This window comes from Streptomyces sp. NPDC001717 (genome assembly GCF_042892775.1).
In the GTDB taxonomy this organism is placed as follows: Bacteria; Actinomycetota; Actinomycetes; order Streptomycetales; family Streptomycetaceae; genus Streptomyces.
This window is the reverse complement of the sequence record NZ_JBIAUK010000044.1, coordinates 1-26,777: the sequence shown is the minus strand read 5'-3', so window position 1 is coordinate 26,777 and position 26,777 is coordinate 1. Positions and strand designations below refer to the sequence as shown.

The following is a 26,777-nucleotide window of genomic DNA, read 5'->3' as shown; positions in this document are numbered from 1 at the left end:
CGGGTCCGCGCCGGGGCCGGCCGAGCACCGACTCCGGCCCGGACTCCCCGCCGGACCGACCGTGAGATCAGTCTCCGAGCGCCCGGTGCAGTCCGAGCCGGTCGGTGCCCAGTTTCGTGAAGACCGCGGACAACAGCTCGGACACCGTTTGGGCGTGGGTGTGCATCGCCGCGGCGATCGCCCTGTTGTCCATCCCCGCCGAGGCGTGGCGGGCCGCCGTGAGCTCGGCCACGGTCAGGGTGTCCTGCTCGGAGGTGTGCAGACGGCGAGGCCGAAGACCTGCCGCGGCCAGCTGGTTCCTGGCCCTGCTCACGAGCCCGTCGGCGCCGCAGTCGGCGGCCAACTCCATGCCCCGGTAGTTCTGCTGTGCTGCCTGGTGCGGGTCGCCGATGGCGTGCAGGGCCAGCCCGTGGTCGATGAGCGCGTGCGCGAGTTCGCAGGCGGCCGGTGACTGTTCGAGGTGCTCCACGGCCTCCTGCAGCAGGCCCGCCGCCTGGGACGGGTCCGTGGTCGCGGCCGCGACGCGCAGGGCGTGACCGATCACGCTGGACGTCCCGAACGCGCGGGCCCGTGCGACCGCTTCGGCCGCCGTGGCCCGTGCCTGCTCGGGCGCGTGCGTTGCCTGCGCGAGCGCCAAGTCCAACTGCCAGGGACTCCACGAGGGATTGCGCGTTCCGCGCAGATCCAGGCGCCGGCCGGCTGCGGTGAGATGGTGCTCCGCCTCCTCGATCCTGCCCTGGGCCAGGAGCAGTTTGCCCCACACGGCCTGGGGATCGGGATAGACCACGGCCTGGGGGAAGCCGTCGGCCAGCTTGTATGCCTTGGCGATGCGCTGCGCCTCGGCGGTGTTCCCCCGGGCGAGCAGGGTTTCGATGAGGGTGCCGATCGCGTACCACTGCGCCGGGGTACCGGTGCCGACGCGGTCGGCGATCTGCAGGCCGTTGCGTACGAAGTCCTCGGCCTCGGCGAGCTGACCGCGGCGGTAGCGGACGTAGCCGAGCAGGGTGTAGACGAACGACAGGTGCGCGCCGCGCCAGCCCTTCCCCTCGAACTCGATGATCGCCGTGTTGAAGAGCTCCTCGGCGCGGCCGGGCTGGTCGCAGTACATGAGCGTGACCGCGAGGACGGCGGGCACCTCGAAGCCGAAGTCCTGGTCGGTCCAGCTCATGCCCCCGTCGAGCGCCTGTTCCGCGTACTCCAGGGCGGTGGAGGCGGGCTCGCCGCGCATCGCGGCGTCCCAGGCCCGCAGACCGAGGATGTGTCGCTCGGCCAGACCCCGACCGGTGAGCCGCTTGGCGAACTGGGCGAGGAGCCGGGAGCGGGCGGGCGAGTTCTCCTCGTCGAACCGGACAGCGTTCCATTTGAACTGCTCGGCCTGCATGCGCAGCCGCGTACGGGAGCTCGTGGCGCGCCGGGCCTCGTCCGCGAGGAGCTCTGCCGCCAGACCCAGCTGACCCGTGTGGCCGAGCGCCTGGGCGAGGCGGTACGTGATCGCCTCGCGCAGGGCCTGGTCGGTCTTGGGCTCCTCCAGCGCGGCCCTGAGCTGGTTGATCGTCGTCGCGGGCTCGTGCAGGAGGTTGGCGGATCCGAGTTCGAACAGGACCTCGGCGCGGTCCTCCACCTCCGGGGGCTCACGCAGGGCACGCGCCAGGTAGCGGCGCGCGGCATCGGGAGCGCCCGCGGAGAAGCTCTCGCGCGCGGCCTGGCGCAGCTGCTGTACGACCCACGGGTCGCCTTCGGGGTGCATCTCCAGCAGATGGCGGGCGGCGGCCGCGGAACCCTGCCCGTCGTCGATCACGGCCTGGGCGGCCATCCCGTGCATGGCCACGCGCACACCGGGCGGAATCGAGCGGTACACGGCGGTGGCGATGAGCGGGTGGAAGAACTCCACGACCTCCTTGCGCCGTACGCCCGTGAGGACGGTCAGGATGCGTGCGGCCCGCAGCCGGTCGATGGCCTCGGCGGCCTGTGCCTCACCGAGGGCGGCCACGCCACCGACGATGCCGAGGGGGACCGCCGTACCGAGCACGGCGGCCGCCCAGGCGAGCCGGACGGTGGACGGGCCGAGCTGTTCGAGCCGGTCGATCAGGCCGCTGCCCTTGACCGCGGAAGCCAGGTCGCGCAGTTGGGGGATGTTGTCCTGGTACGGCTGCAACCCCCGGTCGCGGCCCTTCATGACCAGCTCGACCACCTCGAAGGGGTTTCCGCCGGTGATCGCCCAGCATTCGCGGCAGAACACGTCGTCCGCGTTCTCCCCGAGGGCGTCGCGCACGATGCGCGCGACGGCGCTCGTGGTCAGGGGAGCCAGCTCGTGCGGGCGCGTCCCCTGGCGTCCCATGAGGGCGCGCAGAGCGGCGGCGTCGGCGGGGATCTCGTCGGGCCGGCAGGCCACCATGATCAGCATGGCCAGTTCCTCGGCGCGCGCCGCGAAGGAGGTGAGCCAGCTCAGGGACTCCGCGTCCGCCCAGTGCGCGTCGTCGACGATCAGCACGACGGGGGCGTTGCGTACCGCTAAATGCGTGACCACCCAGTCGAGTCCGTCGCGCACGCCCTGCGGGTCGGGCGCCGTCGGATTCTTCGGGGCGGCGGTCAGCCCCAGCGCGGGGGCGATGATGCCGTACCAGTTGCCGAGCGCGTCGCGCCGTTCGTCCTCGCTCATGGCGGCGAGGGCCGGTTGGATGAGCTGGCGCATCACGTGGAACGGAACCTGCCGCTCCTGCTCGCCGCCGCGCGCGAAGAGCACGGTGCAGGAGCGGTCGGCGGCGGGGCGGCGGGCCTCGTTCAGCAGGGTGGTCTTGCCTATGCCGGCCGATCCGGCGAAGGTCAGGACACCCCCGCTGCGGTTGGCCGAGCCATTGCCCGAGATGCCGCAGAGTACGTCCACCGCGCGTTGGATCGCGAGGACTTCAGCCTCCCGCTCGAGCAGGGGCTGAGTGTTCCAGCTTCTCGGTTCCGTGACCTGCGACATCCTTTGCCCCCTCCAGCACGTGCGGCAGAGTGTACGGGTCGGAGGAGGAGTTGATGTTGTTTCAGCACACTATTGCGGCATCTCCTCACTCGTATGAGAAGTGTGTTGTATATTCCGCGCCACGGGAATCATCGGCAGTTCGCTGGGCTGCGGGATCCCTGCGGGAAGTTCGCGCACGGTGATGCCCTGGGCGGGCTTCAGGTGCCATCGCGAGGCGACGGTTGCCACCGCGGTCAGGATCTCCGCCACGGCGAAGGAATCGCCGATGCACTTGTGCTGGCCGGCCCCGAACGGTACGTAACTGTGAGTACGGGACCGCTCCTTCGCCCCCTTCTGCCAGCGGTCCGGGTCGAAGACGCCGGGGTCGGGAAAGAGCACGGGGTCCCGGTGCAACGCGTACGGACTGTAGGCCACTTCCGCGCCGGCCGGGATCGAGATTCCGCCGAGGGCGAGGGGGGCCAAGGCCCTGCGGGTGAAGAGCAGGGGGGAATGCAGGCGCAGGGCTTCCTGGAAGACGTCGTGCGTGTACGTCAGCGCGGGTATGTCTTCGGGACGCACGGGCCGGGACCCCACCACCGAGTCGACTTCGGCGTGGACGCGCGCCTCCACCTCGGGGTGCCGGCCGATCTCGTGGAAGATCCAGGACAGCGTGGTCGCAGAGGTCTCGGTGCCGGCGAGCATGATGGCGATGACCTCGTCCCGCACCTGCTCGGCAGCCATCGTCGAGCCCGTTTCGGAGTCCACGCCCGCCAGCAGCAAGGAGAGCAGGTCGTGTCGGTCGCCCCGCTCGGCCGGCTCCTCGGCCCGGTACTGCTCGATGACCTCGTCGATGACCCGGCGCAGCCGGGCGGCAGCGCCGTCGAACCGCCGGTTGTAGGGAATGGGCAGCCGGTCGAGCGACTTGGGCATGACGGCCCGCACGAGCATGCCCTGCAGGACGATGGGCAGAGAGCGGTGCACCTCGTCGACGGCGGGCCGGCTCAGGTCCCCCGAGAAGATCATCTCGGCGACCGAGGACATCGCGTACCCGCGCGCCTCCGTGACCATGGAGATCTCACGGCCGGCCGTCCACGACGCGGACATCACCTCCGCCTGCCGGCACATCACCTCGGTGTACTCGGCGATGTGGTTGCGGTGGAAGGCGGGTTGCATCATCCGGCGCTGCTTGCGGTGGAAGTCGCCGTCGGTGGTCACGATTCCGTTGCCGAACACCGGGCGGAGCCTGTCGAAGATCCTTCCCCGGCCGAACTGCTGTGCCTGTTGGACCAGTACGGAGTGGACGTGCTCCGGGCTCGTCAGCACGTGGACGGGCCAGGTGCCGATGTCGAGCCGTACGATGTCGCCGTGTTCCCGGAGCGACTCCAGGAACGCGATCGGCCGGCGCCACAGTTGCAGCGCGTGCCCCAGGAGCGGTAACCGTCCTGGGGCGACCGGAGCATGGACCTCGGGACCGGAATGCGCCTCAGATGCCATGAACTGACTTTCCGTCACGCCACGGAGACAAGATCCGGACGGGTGTACGCAGACTCCAGTCCGGCCGCGAACCGTTCGTCGCTGTACCGCGTGCACTCGTAACGCTGCCACAGATCGGCGCCGATCATCCAGTCCTCGTAACTGCGCACGCAGCGGGTGACCGCGTCGACCAGCGACGGTTCCGTCCCGGGGAGCGCGTTGACGGCCTGAACCAGACGTTCTTCTTGGGTCAGATACTGCTCGATGCGCTCCTGGATGCGCCCTTCGACCGCCTGGACGGCGTCGGGGAGGGAGCACCCCTCCCAGAAGGAGATGAGGGAGACGAGGTTGTTGGTGTCCCCGCAAGCGTGTTCCTTCGGCAGGGAGAACACGTCGTTGCCCCATGAGATGACGTCGAGCACGCTCGCGGCGAGAGCCTGGAACTCGGGGAGGTCGTGGACGTTCTGAGGGAGGTCGATCCCGAGCCCGGCTTCCACCATGTCCATCATCGGAAGGATCTGGGAGCTGTGGCGGCGCATGAGGACGTACTCCTGGACCCCCGGGCGTCGCGTGGCGGCGCGGTTGCCCGCCTCCTGGTCCAAGGAGTCGAGCATGAGGGGGACATGGGTGCGGTACCGGGCCGCGGTCCCCTCGGACATGCCGGCCAGGATCCGGTCGCACAGCTCCACGAATCCCGTCACCAACGGATTTCGGCCCGCTGCCGACCGCTCGATCCGCCCCGTTCGCAGATAGCCGGTGATCGCATCGGTGACGGGCCGCCAGGCCGCGACCTCTCCGGTCCTGATGAGGTGATCGTGCTGGTCGTCCAGGACGAACGACCAGGCCATCCACTCGGCGAGCAGGAGGACCCGCTCGTAGGGGACGTCACCGCTGACGCGGCCGGCCAGGTGGCCCACGCCGATGCCCGAGAACTGCTCGGCCGCGGCGGTCACCAGCTCGTGTTGCAACACCCACGAGGTCGCCTCGGCGTTCGCCCGGGCGGCCCCGGGATGCTTGGAGTTTCCGAACGGAAGGTGGAAATCCGGGACGGAAAAGGAATCGAGCTGGGCCATTGATCCCCCACGGAAGAATCGGATTCGTCAATACCCGCTCACTGCACGAGCACGCCGTACACCCGCGGTCCAAACGCCCCTCTCCTGCGACATCGCCGCGGCCACGCCAGGTGACAGGCGGAACGAACCGGTCACGGGGTGGCCTGATCCAGCCTCCCTGCGACCACATCAGGCCACCTGTGAACTCATTTACCCTCAAGACGCAGCACGCTGTCAACGTTGGGAGGGTGAACGCAGGTAATCCATCCCGGAATTGCCGAAATCGCATTCGTTTTGAATGTGCAATTGGCATAGTCGATTGCGTTCGGGGCGCCTGGGACCGGCAGCGCCGGAGAGAAGGCGGCGGGGGCCGGCCGAGTGGCCGAAGAGCGCCCTCGGAGCGCGGGTCTCGGCCTACACTGCGCAGGGCACCAGCCGTTGGGGGAAGGGCGGAAGCATGACCGAGACTCATCCGCCGGACCCTGGAGAGCCTGGAGCGCAGGTGGATCCCGGCGGGTCGGGAGGCGGTGAGGAGGCCGACGTCCTCGGCTCCCATCTGGAGTTGCTACGGACGCGGTTGAGCGGAGAGCAGTTCGAGGCACTCGTCCGAGCCGTCCAGACCACGTGCACGCTCCTGGCCGAGGAGCAGCAGGTCCTCCTGGGAGGGTCGCAGGAGGGCGAGCTCACCCCCGACCTTCGGGGAGAGTACCTGTCCCTCATGGCAGTGATGATCACTGGCCACCTCGACCACCGCCTGGTCGAGTTCACGACCTTCGACGGCGGCAAGGGCTGGGCGGTCGTGGAGAACCCCCGCACCCGTGACCAACACCCCGGCACACCCCCGGCCGCTCCCGACGCGGCGCGACACGCGTGGTTCGACGGCCGCCTCGACGGCATCGCCCGCGCGACCGACTCCCCAACTCCCTGACGGGACCGCCGGAAGAGGCGACGTGCGGCAGGCGAGAGTGGCCGTGCGGTGAGGGGAGGCCGAGGGCTCCGATGGGTACGGTCTTGACGCGTGAGACCGAACGGAGCCTGCCGCTGGAGTTCGAGGTCGTGGCCCGAGCGGGTTGACGCCCCGCGATGCGACCTCGATGCGGCAGGGTTGCCGCAACAGTTCCGCTCTCCTCGCTGCTACGGCATCTCGGCGACATCGGCGAGGTACAGCTTGCGGAGGCCAGGACGCGGCGGGCCGCAACCCCGACGCTCAGCCCGGAGGAAGTCGGCAAGTTCGACGAGGCGGTGGCCCTGATCGCAGACACATCGGCCCGCGACTCCGGGCGGGCGGCTGACGCGGGGCGAGACTCGCCCGGCGCGCTGGTCAGCTTGATGTGTGGGTCTCGTCGGTGGGTGCGGGGTGAGCTTGTACATGGGCTATGACGAGGGCGACGTCGTCGGCCGCGTCGTGGTGTCGCAGTGCTGCCAGGAGCCGGTCGCAGGTTGCCTCGGGGGAGAGGCCGGGATTGCTGAGGAGGCTGAGGAGCAGGTTCAGGCGGTCGTCCAGGGCGTCGTCGCGGGTTTCGACGAGGCCGTCGGTGTACAGGACCAACCGGTCGCCGGGTATCAGATCGAGGACGGCAGTCTCGAAGACGGCTTTGCCGAGGCCGCCCGTGCCGAGCGGCACACCGACGGGAAGGTCGACCAGTTCGGGGGCCTGCCCTGACCGGATGACAACGGGGGGCGGGTGGCCGGCGAGGGCGACACGGCAGCGGGAGCGGTGCGGGTCCCAGGTGGCGTAGACGCAGGTCGCGATGGTCCCTTCCAGTTCGGCGGTGATGTGGTCGAGGTGACGCAGGACCCGGGCCGGCTCGAGGCCGAGGTCGGCCAGGGTGCGGGTGGCCGTGCGCAGTTGTCCCATGGTGGCGGCGGCGTGCACACCGTGTCCCATGACGTCGCCGACCACGAGAGCGGTCTTGTCCCTCGGCTGGGGGATCGTGTCGAACCAGTCGCCGCCGATCCCGGCCGCCGCCGCAGCGGGCTGGTAGCGGTACGCGATCTGGAGGCCGGCGGCCCGGGGCGGGGGGTGCGGGAGGAGGTGGCGTTGCAGGGTCAGGGCAGTGTCGGTGGCGTGCTGGTACCAGCGGGCGTTGTCGATGGCGATGGCGGCGCGGGTTGCGAGCTCTCCGGCCAGGGTGACGTCGTCGTCGTCGAAGGGCAGCGGATTTCGGGTGCGCAGCAGGCCGAGGGCGCCGAGGACCTGCCCACGGGCGGTCAGCGGTACGGCCAGGTAGGAGTGCGCGCCCTCCCGGGCGAGCAGGTCCGCAGCAGCTTGGTCGCGCGCGATCTGTGCCAGGTCCCGACCGGTGATGTGCGATACCAGGACGGGACGCCCGGTTCCCACGCAACGGGTGACCAGGCGCTCGGCCGGATACGTGACGCGCTCGCCCACCGGGTCTGCGGCGCGGACGGCGACCGTCTCGTAGGATGCCGATACGGCCAGGGCCATGAAGAGGGCCTGCCCGGCCCGGGGGCCGGGCGCCGAGGTCACGCTGCCTTCGAGGACGGAGTCGAGGACGTCGACCGAGGCGATGTCGGCCAGGTCGGCCACGACCAGGTCGGCGAGTTCACGGGCCGTGCGCCCCAGGTCCAGCGTGGTTCCCACGGTCACCGATGCCCGGGCGATGAGGTCCAGGTGCCGACGGGCCTCGGCCGCCTCTTTGGCCGCACGGTAGCTGTCAGTGACGTCCACCACCACCAGAGCGACACCGATCACCCGTCCGCCCGGGTCCTCCAGCCGGTAGTACGAGCCCGACCAGGCATGCTCCTGGTGCGGATCGGCGGGAGTCCGGCCGATGCCGTACTGGTCGAGCAGCGGCACGCCGGTGTCCAGGACCTGGCGCATGGACGCCTCGATCACGTCCGTGTCGAGGAACGGCAGCGCCTCACGGGGTGTACGGCCCAGGTGCTTCTCGGCGGGCAGGCCGTTGATCCGCTCCAGCATCGGATTGACCAGGACGTAGCGCAGGCCGGTGTCCAGCACCGCCAGTCCGAGCGGGGACTGCGCCACCAGCGGCACCGACAGCGCCAGGTCGCGCTCCACGCCTCGCAGGACGGCCTCGTCGCATGCGATGCCCAGGGCGTACACGTCGCCGTGTTCGTCCTGCAGCCGCATGTTGCGGAACTCCACCAGTCTCGTGGACCCGTCCTTGTGCCGTACGGGAAAGACGCCCGCCCAGGTGCCCTCTCCAGCCATGACCTTGCCGAAGAGCTCGAGGATCAGGTCGACGTACTCATCGGCGACCAGAAGTCCGGCCGCGTAGTTGCCCAGTGCCTCGTTGGCCGACCAGCCGAACAGCTCTTCCGCCTGGGGGCTCCATAGCGTGATCCGCCCATCGGTGTCCAGGACCACTGCTGCCACGCTCAGCACGTCCAGCAGACCGCCTGCTTCGGAGGGAGCGACTCCCACCGGGCTGGGCTCGGCCCGCGATGTCTCGGACGTGACCATGACCGGACCTCCTTCGACCACCGCCGGCGGGCCACGGACCCGATGATCCGCGCGGCCCTGCCCGTCCGTCGATTCCCTCTCATCCTCCTCCCTCCCCTTCCGAGTGGCAGCATCTGTCAACACGCGGGAGTGACCGCCGTGAGACAGGGCGTGGTCTGCATGCAATCTCCGCGCCCGGGGTCGGCGCGGTCAGTCGCGGATGCCGTCGATCTCCACCTGTAGGTCGGGGTGTCGTACGGGTGCTTTTTGCACCCCGGCAGCAGTGATGCCCCGGTCCATGGACCGAGATGCCCCTGTACTCCGGACGCCGGCCGAGGTCTGCGGTGACATCCACGCGTTTTGACAGGGACCGCTCGCGGGCGGCGTCAGATCGGCGCCGGGCCCGGCCAACGTTCCCACATCTGCTTCGAGTGGACCGAGGGCAACCCGATGGCCAACTTCTTCCGGTTCTTCCTCTTCGGCCAGGTCATCCGCGAAGCCGAACGCCCGGCCCGGCCTCGGTGCCCGGTGACCGGCCGGCGACGCATCCGCCCTTCGGACACGGCCCGTTGGACATCGGCCATGGGTGACGGCGGGGACCGGCAGGTCGGGCCGCGGGGGGTCTTCAGGTGCGCTTTAGCGGGGGATCGGAGGATGCCGCGTCGTCGCGGACGAACGTTCGCCCTCCCCTCCCGGCCAGGAGGCCGCATGCTGCCCGAGTTCCCCATGTCGCGCCAGTGCCCGTACCACCCGCCTGCAGGCTACGAGGAGTTGAGGAAGGAAGGGCCGCTGGCGCAGGTGCGGCTCTATGACGGCCGTACGGCCTGGGCCGTCACCGGCTACGACGAGACCCGTCGGCTCCTGGTCGATCCGAGGCTCTCCTCCGACCGCTCCCGGCCGGACTTCCCGGTGCTGGTGCCCAGGATGGCCGCCGCGAAGCTCGTCGCGCTCGTCGGGATGGACCCGCCCGAGCACGACGTGCAGCGCCGCATGCTCATACCCAGCTTCACCGTGAAGCGGGTCAACTCGCTGCGGCCGGCGATCCGCCGGATCGTCGTGGAGCGGATCGAGGCCCTCACTGCCGACGGGCGGCGGGCGGCCGATCTGGTGCCCGAGTTCGCGCTGCCCGTGCCGTCCACCGTCATCTGCGAACTGCTGGGAGTGCCCTACGGGGACCACGAGTTCTTCGAGGAGCAGACCCGCCGGATGCTGATGGCCACCAGTACGGCGCAGGAGGCGGCGGCCGCGAGCGCCGCGCTGATCCTGTACTTCGAGGAGCTGATCGAGACGAAACTGGGCGAGCCCGGCGAAGGGCTGCTCGACGAGCTCATCACGGAGCGCCTGGGCAGGGGCGAACTCACCCGGGAGGAGGTCGCCTCCATCGCGATGTTCCTGCTGGTCGCCGGCCACGAGACGACCGCGAACATGATCGGGCTGAGCATTCTCACGCTCCTGGAGCACCCCGGCCGGCTCGCCCGGCTGCGGTCCGACGAGGGACTCGCGGCCGGCGCGGTCGAAGAACTCCTGCGGTTCCTCTCCGTCGCGGACGAACTCCAGCGGGTGGCGGCCGCCGACATCGAGATCGGCGGCCGGCTGATCCGGGAGGGCGACGCCGTCTACCTGCCGAACGCCGCGGCCAACCGTTCGCCGGAGGCCTTCCCCGATCCCGACGTCCTCGACCTCGAGCGCGGCACCCGGCACCACCTGGCCTTCGGCTACGGCGTCCACCAGTGCATCGGCCAGAACCTGGCCCGCGCCGAACTGGAGATCGCCCTGTACGAACTGGCCGTACGCCTGCCGGAGCTGAGCCTCGCCGAGCCCGTCTCGCAACTGGGAACCAAGCCCGGAGGATCGGTCCAGGGCATCCTGCGGCTGCCCGTGCGCTGGTAGCGCGCCGGGCACGAAGGCGGTGGGCACCGGGTGGCGTCCCCGGTGCCCACCGCCTCGCTTCCGTTCCGCACCCCGCGTCAGGCTGCCGGGGCCTGCTCCTCCAGGAAGCGGGCCACGGCCGCCGGGGTCGGGTAGTCGTAGAGCAGTACGGGCGGCAGGATCAGCCCCGTCGCCTCGCACAGCCGGTTGCGCACCTCCAGCGCGGTGAAGGAGGAGAAGCCGATGTCGAGGAAGTTGTCCTCGGCGTCGATCAGCTCGGGCGAGGCGTGGCCGAGCACGTCGGCCGCGTGGACCCGGACGAGTTCCAGGTACGGGTCCACCCCGGCGGGATCCCGCGCGTCATCCTCCACGGGCCCCCGCGCGTCATCCTCCACGGGCCCCCGCGCGTCATCCTCCACGGGCTCGTGCGCGGGCCCGTACCCACTCCCGTGCCCTCGCGTCTCCACCGCGCCGCCGGCCGGGCCGGGCCCGGCGAGGTCCGGCACGCTCGCCAGCGGGCGCGGGCGGGCCGCCGCACGGGCGGGCCACCAGTAGTGGGTCTCCTCGAACGGGTAGGTCGGCAGGTCCGCCCCCGCCGCCTCGGGGCCGCCGTACCACTCCCTCCAGTCCACCGTCTGGCCCGCCACGTGCAACCGGGCCAGCGCTCCGGCCAGCGAGACCTCCTCGGGCCGCTCGCGCACCAGCGTCGGCACCACCACCGGCACCACCGCCGGCTCGCCGGAGCCCGTGGACCGCGCCGACGAGACCAGCGGGGCCAGCACGGCATCGGGCCCGACCTCCACGAAGGCCGTGACCCCCGCCGAGTGCAGCGTCGAGACGACCTCGCCGAAGCGCACGGTCGAACGGAGCTGGCGGACCCAGTAGTCCGGTCGGCGCAGTTCCTCCCCGTCGACGGGCAGGCCCGTCAGGTCGGAGACGATCCGCAGCGACGGGGTCCGGAAGTGCAGGCCGGCCACCACCCGGCGCAGCGGTTCGAGGGCGCCGTCCATGTGGTGCGAGTGGAACGCGTGACTCACCCGGAGCCGGCTGGTCCGCCGCCGCCATGCGGTGAACGCGGCCGCGATCTCCGCCACGGCGTCCTCGTCACCGGAAACCACCACCGACGAGGGGCCGTTGACGGCGGCCAGCGAGACCCGGCCCCCGTACTCGCCGAGCAGCGCCAGCACCTCCTGCTCCGAGGCCTCGCAGGCCAGCATCGCGCCGCCCGCCGGCTGCTCCTGCATCAGTCGGCCCCGCGCCGCGACCAGCGTGCTCGCGTCCTCCAGGGACAGGGCCCCGGCCGCCGCGGCCGCCGTCAGCCCGCCGATCGAATGCCCGGCCACCCACTCCGGCTCCGGAAGCAGCCGCCCCAGTTCGCGGAAGAGCGCCAGCTCCAGAGCGAACAGCGCGGGCTGCGCGAACTCCGTACGCTCCAGCAGCGCGGCTTGCGCACTGCCCTCGGCCGCGAGCAGCACAGGCAGCAGCGGACGGCCCAACGGGGTGTCGAACGCCGCGCACACCTCCTCCAGCGCCGTCCTGAACCCGGGCCGGGCCTCGTACAGCTCCCGGCCCATGCCGACCCGGTGGCTGCCCTGCCCGGTGAACAGGAACGCCGTCGCCGGACGCTCGCCGGCCGTGCCCCGCACGACGCCCCCCGCGGGGCCGCCCGCCGCCAGGGCCGCCAGCGCGGCCGCCGACGCCTCACGTCCACCCGGCAGCACGGCCGCCCGGTACCGCAGGTGGCTGCGCCCGAGGGAGAGGGTCCGGCCGACCTCCGCGTCCGTCCAGTCCGCCCCGGCGGACTCCAGCCGGGCGAGCAGCCGGCCGGCCTGGGCCCTCAGGGCCCCCTCCGTACGGGCCGACAGCGGCCACGGCGCGGGCGGCGCGGCAGCCCCGTCCGGTGCCGACCGTGGGGACGCTGCTGCCGGGCCCCGCGACGCGGCCCCGGAGACGGCGGGCCCCGGCGCCTGCTCCAGGATGACGTGGGCATTGGTCCCGCTGATCCCGAACGACGACACCCCCGCCCGCCGCGCCCGCTTCCGGTCCGGCCACGGCACCGACTCCGTCAGCAGCTCCACAGCCCCCGCCGACCAGTCGACGTGCGGAGTCGGCTCGTCCACGTGCAGCGTGCGCGGCAGCAGCCCGTGCCGCATCGCCTCCACCATCTTGATGACGCCCGCCACCCCCGCGGCCGCCTGCGTATGGCCGATGTTGGACTTCACCGAGCCCAGCAGCAGAGGCTCACCCGCGGGCCGCCCCTGACCGTACGCGGCCAGCAGCGCCTGGGCCTCGATCGGATCACCGAGCCGCGTGCCCGTACCGTGCGCCTCCACCACGTCGACCTGCTGCGGCGCCAGCCGGGCCGAGGCCAGCGCCTGCGCGATCACCCGCTCCTGCGTCGGCCCGTTGGGCGCCGTCAGACCGTTGCTCGCCCCGTCCTGGTTCACGGCCGAGCCGCGCAGCAGGGCCAGGATCCGGCGCCCGCTCCGCCGGGCGTCGGACAGCCGCTCCAGCAGCAGCAGACCGACGCCCTCCGCGAACCCGGTCCCGTCCGCGGCTGCCGCGAAGGCCTTGCACCGCGCATCCGGTGACAGCCCGCGCTGCCTGCTGAACTCCACGAGCAGCAGCGGTGTGGCCATCACCGTCGCGCCGCCCGCCAGGGCGAGATCGCATTCCCCGCTGCGCAGCGACTGCGCGGCCATGTGCATGGCCACCAGCGAGGAGGAGCACGCCGTGTCGAGCGTGACGGCCGGCCCCTCCAGGCCCAGCTGGTAGGAGATCCGCCCAGAGGCGACGCTGGTCGCGTTGCCGGTCATCAGGTGCCCCTCGTACCCGTCGGGCACCTCGGCGGGCGGCGGTACGTACGCCTGGGAGACGACCCCCGCGAACACGCCCGTGCGGCTGCCGCGCAGCGAACCGGGGGCGATCCCGGCGCGTTCGAAGGTCTCCCACGCCACCTCCAGCAGGAGCCGCTGCTGCGGGTCCGTGGCGATCGCCTCGCGCGGCCCCATCCCGAAGAACGCCGCGTCGAACCGGCCCGCGTCGTGCAGGAAGCCGCCCTCCCGCGCGTACGTGGTGCCCGGCCGGTCGGGGTCGGGGTCGTACAGCCCGTCAACGTCCCAGCCCCGATCCACCGGCAGGCCGGACACCGCGTCGCGCTCCTCCGCGACCAACTGCCAGAGGGCTTCCGGTGAGTCGACGCCGCCCGGGAAGCGGCAGCCCATCGCCACGATCGCGATCGGCTCGTGGTTCCTGTCCTCCAGCTCCCGGATCCGGCGCTTGGCCTGCTTGAGGTCGGCGGTCGCCCGCTTGAGGTAGTCGCGGAGCCTTTCCTCGTTGCTCATCGCTGTCCCACTCTTTCCGTTCGGTTCAGGAGGCATCGAGCTCTCCGTCCAGTTCCGCGTCCGGATCCGCGTCCAGTTCTCCGTCGAGGGCCCGGAACAGCTCCTCGTCGGTGGCCGTGGCCAGATCACCGGGGCCGTCGCTCCCGTCCGGGCCGTCCACCGGGCCCGCCTGCTCCTCCCACAGCCACAGGGCCGCCCGCAGCCGGTCCCGCAGCGCCGGGAAGTCCGGGCTGTCGACGGTCACCGAGGCCAGCAGCCGGTCCAGGTCGGCGGCCGCGTCCGCCGGGGCCAGCAGCCCCAGGAGCTTCCCGGCCAGCGCCTGCGGCGTCGGGAAGTCGAACACCAGCGTCGTCGGCAGCCGCAGCCCGGTCGCCGCCGCGATCCGGTTGCGCAGCTCCACCGACGTCAGGGAGTCGAAGCCGATCTCCTTGAACGCGCGGTCCGCCGCGATCCCGTCGGCCGCGGCATGCCCGAGGACCGCCGCGACCTGGTCGCGCACGAGCGTGAGCAGGACCCGCTCCCGCTCCGGCCCGGGCAGGGCCGCCAGCCGGTCCGCGAGGCCCTGCGCCGACGCGCGCGCGGCCTGCGCGGCCCGCCGTACGACCGGCCCCCGCACCAGCGCGCGCAGGACCGCGGGCAGCCCCTCCGGGCCCGCCTGGGCCCGCAGCCCGGCGAGGTCCAGCGGCGCCGGTGCCAGCAGCGGCGCTCCGGCCGCCAGCGCCGCGTCGTACAGCGCCATGCCCTCGGGGACGGACATCGGGACCAGCCCGCCCCGGCCGATCCGGGCCCGGTCCGCGTCGTCCAGATGCCCGGTCATCCCACTGGCGTCCTCCCACATGCCCCAGGCCAGGGAGACCGCCGGGAGGCCGAGCCGGCGCCGGTGCAGGGCCAGCGCGTCCAGGAAGACGTTCGCCGCCGCGTAGTTGGCCTGACCGGCGCCGCCGAGCAGACCGGACGCGGAGGAGAACAGGACGAACGACGACAGGTCCGACTCCCGTGTCAGCTCGTGCAGGTGCCAGGCCGCGTCCACCTTGGGCCGCAGTGCGGCCCGGGTCTTCTCCGGCGTCAGCGAGGCGATCACGCCGTCGTCCAGCACGCCCGCCGCATGGATGACGTCCGTGAGCGGATGCGCGGGGTCCACCGATCCGAGCAGGGCGGCGAGGGCCTCCCGGTCGGCGGTGTCGCACGCGGCGATCCGTACGTCCGCCCCCAGCGCGGTCAGCTCGGCGGCCAGCTCCGGCGCACCCGGCGCATCCGGTCCCCGGCGGCCGGTCAGCAGCAGCCGGCGCACACCGCGCTCGGTCACCAGGTGCCGTGCCAGCGCCGACCCCAGCGTGCCCGTACCGCCGGTGATCAGCACCGTTCCCGGCCGGGCGGGCGCAGGCAGGGTGAGGACGACCTTGCCGACCTGCCGGGCCTGGGAAAACCAGCGGAACGCCTCCGGTGCGCGGGCGACGTCCCACGTGGTGACCGGCAGCGGATCCAGCACCCCCTGTTCGAAGAGGGCGAGTACGGCGGCCAGGGCGCCGCCCACCACGTCCGGGTCCATGTCCAGCAGCTCGAACGGCCGGTACGCGACCCCCGGTGCGGCCGCGGCGACCTCCTCCGGGTCGCGCAGGTCGGCGATGCCCATCTCCACGAACCGCCCGCCCGGGCCCAGCAGCCGCAGCGACGCGTCGACGAACGCGCCCGTCAGGGAGTTCAGGACCACGTCGACCCCGTCACCCCCGGTGGCCGCGAGGACCGCGTGCTCGAACTCCGTGGTGCGCGAGGAGGCCAGATGGTCCCGGTCCACCCCGAGCTCGCGCAGCGCGCCCCACTTGGCGGTGCTCGCCGTGGCGAAGACCTCGGCCCCCAGGTGGCGGGCCAGCTGGAGGGCGGCCAGCCCCACCCCGCCCGCGGCCGAGTGGACCAGCAGGCGCTCCCCGGACTTCAGCCCGGCCAGCTCGACCAGACCGTAGTAGGCGGTCGTGAACACCGCCGGAACGCCGGCCGCCTGGGCGAAGGACCAGGCATCCGGGATCCGGGCGATCAGCCGCCGGTCGGCCACGGCCACGGGGCCCACCGACCCCGGCACCAAGCCGAAGACGCGGTCGCCGACCGCGAGACCCTCGACGCCCGGCCCGGTCTCCAGCACCGTGCCCGCGGCCTCGGTCCCCAGGGGCGAGGCATCGGCAGGCACCATGCCCAGGGCGGTCAGCACGTCCCGGAAGTTCAGCCCGGCCGCGCGCACGGAGATCCGTACCTGGCCTGCCTGCAGCGGCGCGGCGGCCTCCGGGTACGGAGCCGCGTACAGGTCGTCCGGAGAGCCACCCGGGGTCGCGAGCCGCCAGGGACCCTCGGCGGGCAGGACCAGCGGGGCGCCTCCGGGCGCGGCTTCCAGCCGCGGCACGAGGATCCGGCCCTCCCGCAGGGCGAACTGGGCCTCACCGGTGGCGAGGGCGGAGTCCAGGGCCCGGCGCGAGGCGGAGGACGCCTCCGGATCGTCGATGTCGACCAGGACGATCCGGCCCGGGTTCTCGGTGGCTGCCGACCGGACCAGCCCCCACAGCGGCGCCGCCGCCAGATCCGGCGCGTCACCGGGAGCGGCCGCGACGGCCCGCCGGGTGAGCACCACGAGCGGGCGCTCCGGGTCCGCGCCCGTACCGGAGTCCTGTCTCACCCAGCCCTGGAGCCGGCCGAGTACGTCCGCCACGGCCGCGCGCACCGCCTCGGGGGCGGACCCCTCGTGGGCGCCGGTCGCGTCGAGCAGCTCGTACGGGGGCACCTCTGCGGACACGGACAGACCGGACGCGGACAGACCGGACGCGGACGGCTCGGACGTCTCGGGGAGCTCGGTCCACACCGGCTCGTACAGCGACCGCACCCCGGACGGGCGCGCGGCCGAAGGCAGTTGGCCGGCCGCGACGGGCCGCAGCGTCAATGCCTCGACGGTGAGGACGGGAGCCCCGGCGGGGTCGGCGACCGAGACGGTCACCGAATCCTCACCGCCGGAACCCGGTGCGACCGTCACCCGCAGCGCGGTCGCCGCCGTGGCGTGCAGTGACACACCGCTCCAGGAGAAGGGCAGCCGGACTCCGTCGCCGAGGAAATCGCCGAGCGCCATGGTGTGCAGGGCGGAGTCGAGCAGCGCCGGGTGCACGGTGAGACGAGCGGCGTCGTCGTGGTGCTCCGGCGCCAGCGAGACCTCGCCGTGCACGGTGTCACCCGCGCGCCAGGCGGCGGTGAGGTTCTGGAACGCGGGCCCGTACTCGTAACCGAGGCGCGCCAGGTCCTCGTAGAGCTCCGTCACGTCGACGGGCTCGGCTCCCGCCGGCGGCCAGACCTCGTCCGCCCCGGGTACGGCAACCCCGTTCGCCGCCGGGGCCAGCGTGCCGGAGGCGTGCCGGGTCCACGGCCCCGCCTCGTCACCGGCGTCGAGCCCGGGCCCGGTCGCCTCGGGCCGGGAGTGCACCGAGATCCGGCGCAGCCCCGCCTCGTCCGGGGCCTGGACGGCGACCTGGACGCGGATGCCGCCGCGCTCGGGGACGAACAGCGGTGACTCCAGGGTCAGTTCCTCCACCCGGTTGGTGTCCGTCCGCTGTCCTGCCTGCAGGGCCAGTTCCAGCAGCGCTGTGGCGGGCAGCAGCACGGTGCCGTTGACCGCGTGATCGGCGAGCCAGGCGTGCGCGGCGCCGGAGATCCGCCCGGTGAGGAGGACGGAGTCACCGTCGGCGAGCGTGGTGACGGCCGTGAGGAACGGGTGGTCGGTGGCGTCGAGGCCGAGGCTGCCCGCGTCGCTGTGGGCCGCGGGACCTTCGAGCCAGTAGCGGTGGTGTTGGAAGGGGTAGGTGGGGAGGTTGGTGGGGGGTGTGGTGGTGGGGGTGGTGTGCCAGGTGGTGGGGGTGCCGTGGGTGTGGTGGTGGGCGAGGTTGTGGTGGAACTGGGTGAGGGTGCCGTGGTCGCGGCGGAGGGTGCCGGTGATGAGGGGGGTGGTGGGGAGTTCGAGGGGGTCGGTGGTGTCTTGGATGGCTGTGGTGAGGGTGGGGTGGGGGCTGGTTTCGATGTAGGTGGTGTGGCCGGTGTTGATGTGGGTGTGGAGGGTGGGGTGGAAGAGGACGGGGTTGGCGAGGTTTTGGTACCAGTACTCGGCGTTGAGGGTGGTGGTGTCGATGGGGGTGCCGGTGAGGGTGGAGTGGAAGGCGATGTTGCCGGTTGCCGGTTTGATGTCGGCGAGGTGGTGGAGGAGTTGGGTGTGGAGGGTGTGGACGTGGGGGGTGTGGGAGGCGTAGTCGACGTCGATGGTGCGGGCGCGGATGTTCTGGTCGTTGAGTTTTTCCACGAGTTGGTGGAGTTGGTGGGGGTTGCCGGCGATGACGGTGGAGTGGGGGCCGTTGTGGGCGGCGATGTGGAGGTCGTTGTAGGGGGTGAGGTGGGTGGTGGTGTCGTGGGCGGGGAGGGGGATGTGGGCCATGGCGCCGGTGCCGGCGAGTTCTCGGATGGTTCGGGAGCGGAGGGTGACGATTTTGGTGGCGTCGTGGAGGGTGAGGGCGCCTGCGGTGTAGGCGGCGGCTATTTCTCCTTGGGAGTGGCCGATGACGGCGTCGGGGTGGATGCCGTGGTGTTGCCAGAGTTTGGCGAGGCTGGTCATGACGGCGAAGAGGGCGGGTTGGATGACGTCGACGCGGTCGATGGGTGGGGTGTCGGTGGTGCCGTTGAGGATGTCGAGGAGGTTCCAGCCGGTGTGTTCCTGGATGGCGTGGGAGGCGGCGGTGAGGTGTTCGGCGAAGACGGGTGAGGTGGTGAGGAGTTCGCGGGCCATGCCGTCCCATTGGGAGCCCTGGCCGGGGAAGACGAACACCGTTTTGCCCAGCGGCCCCACCACGTTCTGCACGACCTCGGCGTGAGCCGTCCCGCTGACCAGTGCGCCGAGCGCCTCGGTCAGCCCCGCACGGTCGGTGTGGGTGATGACCGCGCGGTGGTCCTGGTGGGCCCGGCCGGTCGCCAGGACATGGGCGACCGCATCGAGCGGAGTGTCGGTCTCCGCCTCGATGTAGGTGCGCAGCCGCTCGGCCTGGTCCTTGAGCGCGGCCTCGCTGTGCCCCGACAGCACCCACGGCGCGGCCACGCCGACGGAGGGCCCTTCGACCTCTCCGGCGTCCGCGACCTCTTCGGGCTCGTACGCCGGAGCCTCCTCCAGCACCACGTGCGCGTTCGTACCGCTCATGCCGAATCCGGACACGCCCGCCCGCCGGGGGTGCCCGTCCGGCACCCACTCCCGGGCCTCGGTGAGGAGTTCGACCGCGCCGGCCGACCAGTCCACGTGCGGGGTCGGCTCGTCCACGTGCAGCGTGCGCGGAAGCACGCCGTGCCGCATGGCCTCGACCATCTTGATGACGCCGCCGACACCGGCCGCGGCCTGGGTGTGGCCTATGTTCGACTTCAACGACCCCAGCCACAGGGGCCGGTCCTCCGGCCGGTCCTGCCCGTACGTCGAGACGATCGCCTGCGCCTCGATCGGGTCGCCCAGTGTCGTCCCCGTCCCGTGGGCCTCGACCGCGTCCACATCGGCCGCGCCCAGACCGGCGTCGGCCAGGGCCTGCCGGATCACCCGCTGCTGCGAGGGACCGTTCGGCGCGGTGATGCCGTTGCTGGCACCGTCCTGGTTCGTGGCGGTCCCCCGTACGACGGCGAGGACCTGGTGGCCGTTGCGCCGCGCGTCCGAGAGCCGCTCGACCAGCAGCAGACCGACCCCCTCGCCGAAGGCCGTGCCGTCCGCGGCCGCCGCGAAGGCCTTGCAGCGGGCGTCCCGGGCCAGACCGCGCTGCCGGCTGAAGCCGATGAAGATGTCCGGGTTCGCGAGGATGGTCGCACCGCCCGCCAGGGCCAGGTCGCACTCGCCGTTGCGCAGTGCCCGCACGGCCAGGTGGAGGGCGACCAGCGAGGACGAGCAGGCCGTGTCCACCGTGACCGCGGGGCCCTCCAGACCGAGGGTGTAGGCGATCCGGCCGCTGGCGATGGAGCCGGCGCTGCCGATGCCCAGGTAGCCCTCCATGTCGGCGGGCAGTTTCACCCGCGATCCGTAGTCCGTGTAGACGACTCCCGCGAACACCCCGGTCTTCGAACCGTGCAGCGAGGTGGGATCGATGCCGGCCCGCTCGAAGGCCTCCCAGGCGGTCTCCAGCAGCAGCCGCTGCTGCGGGTCCATGCTGGTGGCCTCGCGCGGGCTGATCCCGAAGAACGCCGGGTCGAACTGGTCGGCGTCGTGCAGGAAACCCCCCTCCCGCGCGTAGGAGGTGCCCGGGTGGGCCGGGTCGGGGTCGAAGAGCCGGTCCAGGTCCCAGCCGCGGTTCACGGGGAAGGGCGAGATGACGTCGCTCTCGGAGGCGACCACCTCCCACAGGTCCTCCGGTGAGCGGACCCCGCCCGGATAACGGCAGGCCATCGCCACGATCGCGATCGGCTCACCGTCGTACGCGCCGCGCGGAGCACGGGAGCCGCCACCCGCCTCGACCGCCCCGCCGAGCAGCTCGTCCCGCAGGTGAGCGGCGAGCGCACCGGGCGAGGGGTGGTCGAAGACGAGGGTGCTGGGGAGCCGCAGACCGGTTGCCGCGTTCAGGCGGTTGCGCAGCTCGACCGCGGTGAGCGAGTCGAAGCCGAGGTCCTTGAACGCGCGCGATGCGTCCACGGTGTCCCGCGGAGCATGCCCCAGCACACTGGACACCTGTCCCTTCACCAGGTCGAGCAGAGTGCGCAGTCGCTCGCTCTCCGGCAGCCCGGCCAGCGTGGACGCCAGCGTGCCGGCCGCCGCCGCGGGACCCGCGGCAGCGCTGCGTACGACATGGACGAGGGAGCCGAGCACCGGCGGCAGCAGGCCCGCGCGGGCCTGCTCCTCCAGCGCGGCCCGGCTCAGCCGGGCCGCGACGAGCACGGCCCACCGCTCGGCGCCGTACGCCAGCTCCAGCAGGTCGCCGACCTGGCCCGCCCCGAAGGGGGTGAGACCGCGGGAGGCAGTGGGCTGCGCCGCGGACCCTCGGGGCCCCCAGGCGACCGAGGTGCCGGGCAGGCCGAGCGTACGGCGGTGATGCGCGAGTGCGTCCAGGTAGGAGCCCAGCGCCGCACCGGCGGCAAGGCCGGTTCCGCCGAGGACGGCGGACGTGTCCGGGGCGAGCAGGGTGAAGGAGCTCAACTCGGTGCCCAGGGTGAGCTCGTGCAGGTTCCAGGCCGCACTGATCCCGTCCTCGAGGTCGGCGGCGAAGGCCTCCGGAGCGGTGGACGCCAGCACCGTGCCGGCCGCCGGCCCGGCCACGTGGACGACCGCGGTCGGCGCCTGACCGGCGGGCAGCAGGGTGAGGGCAGCGGCGAGCGCGTCCCGGTCCGCAGCCGTGCCGTGGGCGACGCGTACGTCGACCCCCAGGTCCGCGTACTGGGCCGCCCACGCCGTGTCCGTGCCGAGCACCAGCAGGCTGCGGACCCCGTGCACCTCGACGAAGCGGCGGGCGGCGGCCTGCGCGAGGTCGCCGTCGCCGGAGATGACCGCGGACCCGGCGGGATCCGGCGCGGGCACGTCACCGAACTCGCCGGGGACGCCGCGCTCCAGCCGTGGCACGCGTATTCGGCCGTCCCGCAGGGCGAGTTGGGGCTCACCGGACGAGAGGGCGGCGGGCAGGGCGGCGAGCGAGGAGGCCGTACCGTCGACGTCCACCAGGGTGATCCGGTCGGGCTGCTCCGACTGCACCGCCCGTACGAGGCCCCACACGGGGGCCGGTGCGAGGTCCTGCACGTCCTCCGGCCGCGTGGCCACCGCGTGCCGGGTCAGGACGACGAGCCGGCTCTCCGCCGCGGCAGGCGCGGCCAGCAGCCGCTGGAGCCGGGGGAGCAGATCGGCCGCGTCGGGCGCGGTGAGCAGGATGGTGGTCGGCGCCCCGTCCGGCGAATCGGGGTCGTACGGGGCGATCTGCGCCGAGCCCAGCACGGAGTCGAGGCCCGCGATCCCGGGACCGTCCAGCGCCCAGGTGCCGAAGGCGCCGGCCGCCGACGCGGGGGCGGGGTCCACGGGGAGCCAGTCGAGGCCCAGCAGCCAGTCGTGGCGCACCCCGGCCGTCCGGGGGAGGGGACGCAGGGCGAGGGACCCGACCGTGGCCACGGGTGCCCCGGTGGCATCGGTGACGTGCAGCCCGTACGCGTCACCGCGGGCGGTGAGCCGGACCCGCAGGGTTCCGGCGCCCACGGCGTGCAGGACCACGTCCTCCCAGTCGGCCGGGACCACGTCCTCGTCGAGGGCGGTGAGCGCGGCCCGCAGGGCGGTGTCGAGCAGGGCAGGGTGGAGGCCGTAGCGGGCCGCTCCGTCCGCCGAGTCCTCGGGCAGCGAGACCTCGGCGTGGGGCGGGACTCCGTCCGGGCCCTCGGCCGGCGGCCAGACGGCGGAGTCCTCGGACGCCGGGTCGGGGACCGGGGCCGGCACCGTGAGCAGGCCGGAGGCCAAGCCGGTCCACGGCCGGTGCAGGGAGTCGTCGTCGGCCCCGTCCTCATACGGGCGGACGTGCAGCGCGAACTCGCGGCCGCCGTCCTCGCCGGGAGCGGCCACCGTGAGCTGTACGTCGACTCCGCCCGTAGGGGGCAGGGCCACGGGCTCGCCGAGCGAGAGCCGTGCCACGCCGAGCCCGCCGAGCACGCGGCCCGCCTGGAGCGCGAGCTCGAACGGGACGGTGCCGTTCAGGGTCCGGTCCGTGAGCCAGGGGTGGGCGCGGGCGGAGACCCGTCCGGTGAGCAGCAGGGCGTCACCCTCGGCGAGCGTGGTCACGGCGGTGAGGAGGGGGTGCTGGGTGGTGTGCAGGCCCAGGCTCTCGGGGTCGCCGCCGGTCGCCGCGTCCTCGAGCCAGTAGCGGTGGTGTTGGAAGGGGTAGGTGGGGAGGTTGGTGGGGGGTGTGGTGGGGGTGGTGTGCCAGGTGGTGGGGGTGCCGTGGGTGTGGTGGTGGGCGAGGTTGTGGTGGAACTGGGTGAGGGTGCCGTGGTCGCGGCGGAGGGTGCCGGTGATGAGGGGGGTGGTGGGGAGTTCGAGGGGGTCGGTGGTGTCTTGGATGGCTGTGGTGAGGGTGGGGTGGGGGCTGGTTTCGATGTAGGTGGTGTGGCCGGTGTTGATGAGGGTGTGGAGGGTGGGGTGGAAGAGGACGGGGTTGGCGAGGTTTTGGTACCAGTACTCGGCGTTGAGGGTGGTGGTGTCGATGGGGGTGCCGGTGAGGGTGGAGTGGAAGGCGATGTTGCCGGTTGCCGGTTTGATGTCGGCGAGGTGGTGGAGGAGTTGGGTGTGGAGGGTGTGGACGTGGGGGGTGTGGGAGGCGTAGTCGACGTCGATGGTGCGGGCGCGGATGTTCTGGTCGTTGAGTTTTTCCACGAGTTGGTGGAGTTGGTGGGGGTTGCCGGCGATGACGGTGGAGTGGGGGCCGTTGTGGGCGGCGATGTGGAGGTCGTTGTAGGGGGTGAGGTGGGTGGTGGTGTCGTGGGCGGGGAGGGGGATGTGGGCCATGGCGCCGGTGCCGGCGAGTTCTCGGATGGTTCGGGAGCGGAGGGTGACGATTTTGGTGGCGTCGTGGAGGGTGAGGGCGCCTGCGGTGTAGGCGGCGGCTATTTCTCCTTGGGAGTGGCCGATGACGGCGTCGGGGTGGATGCCGTGGTGTTGCCAGAGTTTGGCGAGGCTGGTCATGACGGCGAAGAGGGCGGGTTGGATGACGTCGACGCGGTCGATGGGTGGGGTGTCGGTGGTGCCGTTGAGGATGTCGAGGAGGTTCCAGCCGGTGTGTTCCTGGATGGCGTGGGAGGCGGCGGTGAGGTGTTCGGCGAAGACGGGTGAGGTGGTGAGGAGTTCGCGGGCCATGCCGTCCCATTGGGAGCCCTGGCCGGGGAAGACGAACACCGTCTTGCCCAGCGGCCCCACCACGTTCTGGACCAGGGCCGCATGCGGTGTGCCCTCAGCCAGTGCTTCCAGGGCTTCGCCGAGCGACTCCCGGTCGGTGTGGGTGATGACCGCGCGGTGGTCCTGGTGGGCCCGGCCGGTCGCCAGGACGTGGGCCACGGCGTCGGGTTCCGCCTCGGGGTGGGTCTCCAGGTAGGTGCGCAGCCGCTCGGCCTGGTCCTTGAGCGCGGCCTCGCTGTGCCCCGACAGCACCCACGGCGCGGCCGCCGCACCACCGGACGGTTCCGCGGCGGGCTCCGCCGCCTCGCCGGGCTGCTCCAGGATGACGTGGGCGTTGGTACCGCTGATGCCGAACGAGGAGACCGCGGCCCGGCGCGGCCTGTCGTGCTCGGGCCAGGACACCTCGTCGGCGAGGAGCTCGACGGCGCCGGCCGACCAGTCGACGTGCGGGGAGGGCTCGTCCACGTGGAGCGTGCGCGGAAGCACGCCGTGCCGCATGGCCTCGACCATCTTGATGATGCCGCCGACTCCGGCGGCGGCCTGGGTGTGGCCGATGTTCGACTTCAACGACCCCAGCCACAGGGGCCGGTCCTCCGGCCGGTCCTGGCCGTACGTCGCCAGCAGCGCCTGGGCCTCGATCGGGTCGCCGAGCCGGGTGCCGGTGCCGTGGGCCTCGACCGCGTCCACGTCGGCCGTACCCAGACCGGCGTCGGCGAGGGCCTGCCGGATCACCCGCTGCTGCGAGGGACCGTTCGGCGCGGACAACTGGCCACTCGTACCGTCCTGGTTGACGGCCGAGCCCCGTACGACGGCGAGGACCTGGTGGCCGTTGCGCCGGGCGTCCGACAGCCGTTCCACCAGCAGGAGGCCGACCCCCTCGCCCCAACCCGTGCCATCGGCGGCGGCTGCGAACGCCTTGCAGCGGCCGTCGGCGGACAGCCCGCGCTGCCGGCTGAACTCCACGAACAGGCCGGGCGTGGCGATCACGGTCGCGCCGCCCGCCAGCGCGAGGTCGCATTCGCCGTTGCGCAGCGCCTGGACCGCCAGGTGGAGGGCGACGAGCGAGGACGAGCACGCCGTGTCCACCGTGACGGCGGGGCCCTCCAGGCCGAAGGTGTACGAGAGCCGGCCCGAGGCGATCGATCCCGCGCTGCCCGTGCCGATGTACCCCTCCAGCCCGTCCGGGGCCTTACGGATGCGGCCGCCGTAGTCCCCGTACATCACCCCGGCGAACACGCCCGTACGGGAGCCGCGCAGCGTGCGGGCGTCGATCCCGGCCCGCTCGAATGCCTCCCACGCGGTCTCCAGCAGCAGCCGCTGCTGCGGGTCGATGGCGAGTGCCTCGCGCGGGCTGATCCCGAAGAACGCCGGGTCGAACTGGTCGGCGTCGTGCAGGAATCCACCCTCCCGCGCGTACGTCTTTCCGGTCCGCTCCGGGTCCGGGTCGAACAGGGCGGCCGTGTCCCAGCCGCGGTTCTCGGGGAAGGGCGAGATGGCGTCCGTCCCGGTGGCGACGATGCGCCACAGGTCCTCCGGGGAGCGGACGCCCCCCGGATAGCGGCAGGCCATGCCGACGATGGCGATCGGCTCGTGGCGCTCGGCCTCCACCTGGCTCAGCTGTTCCCGCGTCTGCAGCAGATCGGCGGTCACGCGCTTGAGGTAGTCGCGGAGCTTGTCCTCGTTCGTCATTCGACGTCAACTCTCCTCTTGGTGCTGGTCACTCGGAGCCGAGGCTGCCGTCGATGAGCTCGAAGAGCTCGTCGTCGGAGACCTGGTCGAGAAGTGCGGTGGTGGTCGTGTCCCCGTCGGCCGCGGCGGCGCCGCCGGGTCGCAGCCGGGCCAGGACGGCCGCCAGCCGGTCGGCGATGCGTTCGTGAGCCTCGGGGCTGAGGTCGCCCTGGTCGAAGGCGGCCTCCAGCTCGTCGATGCGGGCCAGGGCCGTCGCCGCGCCTCCCGGAAGGCGGGGCGCGAGCTCGTGCAGCAGGTGCGGAGCGAGCGCGCTCACCGTCGGCTGGTCGAAGAGCAGGGTCGTGGGCAGGCGCAGCCCCGTCTCGGCTCCTATCCGGTTGCGGAGTTCGACCGCGGTCAGGGAGTCGAAGCCCAGGTCGAGCAGGCCGCGATCGACGGGAACCGGGCGGTTCGGCGGGATGCCGAGCACGTCGGCGACGGTCGCCCGTACGAGGTCGAGGGCGATCCGGGCCCGGTCGGCGGCGTTCGCCGCGGCGAGGGTGCGCACCCACGGCGGGGTCACGTCCGCCACCCCGGACGGGGTGGCCCCGCCCGCGGTGCGGGGCGCGGCCGGCCGCGGCTCGGGCCGGGGGGCCAGATCTCGCAGCAGGGCCGGTATCCGCGCCGGATCGGCGGCCCGGCGCAGTGACGCCGTGTCCACGCGGGCCGGTACGACGACCGGCAGGCCACCGGCCAGGGCCGCGTCGAAGAGGCGGAGTCCTTCGGTGGTGGTGAGCGGGGCGATGCCGGTGCGGGCGATGCGGGCGAGGTCGGCGGTGGACAAGTGGCCGCCCATGCCGGTGTCGGTGCCGGTGTCCCACAGGCCCCAGGCGAGGGAGGTGGCGGGCAGGCCGAGGGCGTGCCGGTGCTGGGCGAGGGCGTCCAGGTAGGTGTTGGCGGCGGCATAGTTGGCCTGCCCCGGATTGCCCGTGATGCCCGCCACGGAGGAGAACAGGACGAAGGCGTCCAGGTCCAGGTCCTGGGTCAGCTCGTGCAGCAGCCGGGCCGCCTCCGCCTTCGGCCGCAGCACCCCGGTGAGGTCCGGCTC

The 26,777-nt window shown here is 72.6% G+C and carries 7 protein-coding genes and 2 pseudogenes; 2 read left to right on the top strand and 7 right to left on the bottom strand.

Going from position 1 to position 26,777, the window contains the following annotated elements:
- Positions 1–67 precede the first annotated feature (67 nt).
- The 3 genes from ACFYZL_RS37615 to ACFYZL_RS37605 form a co-directional block, all read right to left on the bottom strand.
- Positions 68–2,968: an ATP-binding protein gene (locus tag ACFYZL_RS37615; protein ID WP_388685386.1), complete on the bottom strand. Its 2,901-nt coding sequence runs from the start codon at positions 2,966–2,968 to the stop codon at positions 68–70.
- 69 nt (positions 2,969–3,037) lie between these two features.
- Positions 3,038–4,441 carry a cytochrome P450 gene (locus tag ACFYZL_RS37610; protein ID WP_388685383.1) on the bottom strand — a complete coding sequence of 468 codons (1,404 nt, stop codon included), beginning with the start codon at positions 4,439–4,441 and terminating at the stop codon, positions 3,038–3,040.
- Between the two features lie 14 nt (positions 4,442–4,455).
- Positions 4,456–5,391 (bottom strand): terpene synthase family protein, encoded by a 936-nt coding sequence (locus tag ACFYZL_RS37605; protein ID WP_384750778.1) that lies wholly within the window; start codon positions 5,389–5,391, stop codon positions 4,456–4,458.
- A 538-nt stretch (positions 5,392–5,929) separates the two neighbouring features.
- Here ACFYZL_RS37605 and ACFYZL_RS37600 point away from each other — a divergent pair.
- Positions 5,930–6,400: a hypothetical protein gene (locus tag ACFYZL_RS37600; protein WP_384750775.1), complete on the top strand. Its 471-nt coding sequence runs from the start codon at positions 5,930–5,932 to the stop codon at positions 6,398–6,400.
- A 393-nt stretch (positions 6,401–6,793) separates the two neighbouring features.
- On the opposite strand, the gene ACFYZL_RS37595 is transcribed toward ACFYZL_RS37600, so the two are convergent.
- Positions 6,794–8,917, bottom strand: a complete 2,124-nt coding sequence (locus tag ACFYZL_RS37595; RefSeq protein ID WP_388685380.1) for a SpoIIE family protein phosphatase — start codon at positions 8,915–8,917, stop codon at positions 6,794–6,796.
- 687 nt (positions 8,918–9,604) lie between these two features.
- Between ACFYZL_RS37595 and ACFYZL_RS37590 the strand changes: the two genes are divergently transcribed.
- Positions 9,605–10,786 (top strand): cytochrome P450, encoded by a 1,182-nt coding sequence (locus tag ACFYZL_RS37590; protein WP_388685377.1) that lies wholly within the window; start codon positions 9,605–9,607, stop codon positions 10,784–10,786.
- Between the two features lie 77 nt (positions 10,787–10,863).
- On the opposite strand, the pseudogene ACFYZL_RS37585 reads toward ACFYZL_RS37590, so the two are convergent.
- The 3 genes and pseudogenes from ACFYZL_RS37585 to ACFYZL_RS37575 all read right to left on the bottom strand — a co-directional run.
- Positions 10,864–14,109: pseudogene (locus ACFYZL_RS37585) on the bottom strand (type I polyketide synthase); the annotation flags it as partial.
- Between the two features lie 25 nt (positions 14,110–14,134).
- Positions 14,135–25,684: pseudogene (locus ACFYZL_RS37580) on the bottom strand (SDR family NAD(P)-dependent oxidoreductase); the annotation flags it as partial.
- A 34-nt stretch (positions 25,685–25,718) separates the two neighbouring features.
- The coding region (locus ACFYZL_RS37575) for a KR domain-containing protein (protein ID WP_388685374.1) at positions 25,719–26,777 on the bottom strand (1,059 nt) is incomplete at its 5' end.

Coding starts and splice junctions, on each gene's coding strand:
- ACFYZL_RS37615 (WP_388685386.1), bottom strand. CDS start 2,968: ATGTCGCAGGTCACGGAACCGAGAAGCTGGAACACTCAGCCCCTGCTC.
- ACFYZL_RS37595 (WP_388685380.1), bottom strand. CDS start 8,917: ATGGTCACGTCCGAGACATCGCGGGCCGAGCCCAGCCCGGTGGGAGTC.
- ACFYZL_RS37600 (WP_384750775.1), top strand. CDS start 5,930: ATGACCGAGACTCATCCGCCGGACCCTGGAGAGCCTGGAGCGCAGGTG.
- ACFYZL_RS37590 (WP_388685377.1), top strand. CDS start 9,605: ATGCTGCCCGAGTTCCCCATGTCGCGCCAGTGCCCGTACCACCCGCCT.
- ACFYZL_RS37610 (WP_388685383.1), bottom strand. CDS start 4,441: ATGGCATCTGAGGCGCATTCCGGTCCCGAGGTCCATGCTCCGGTCGCC.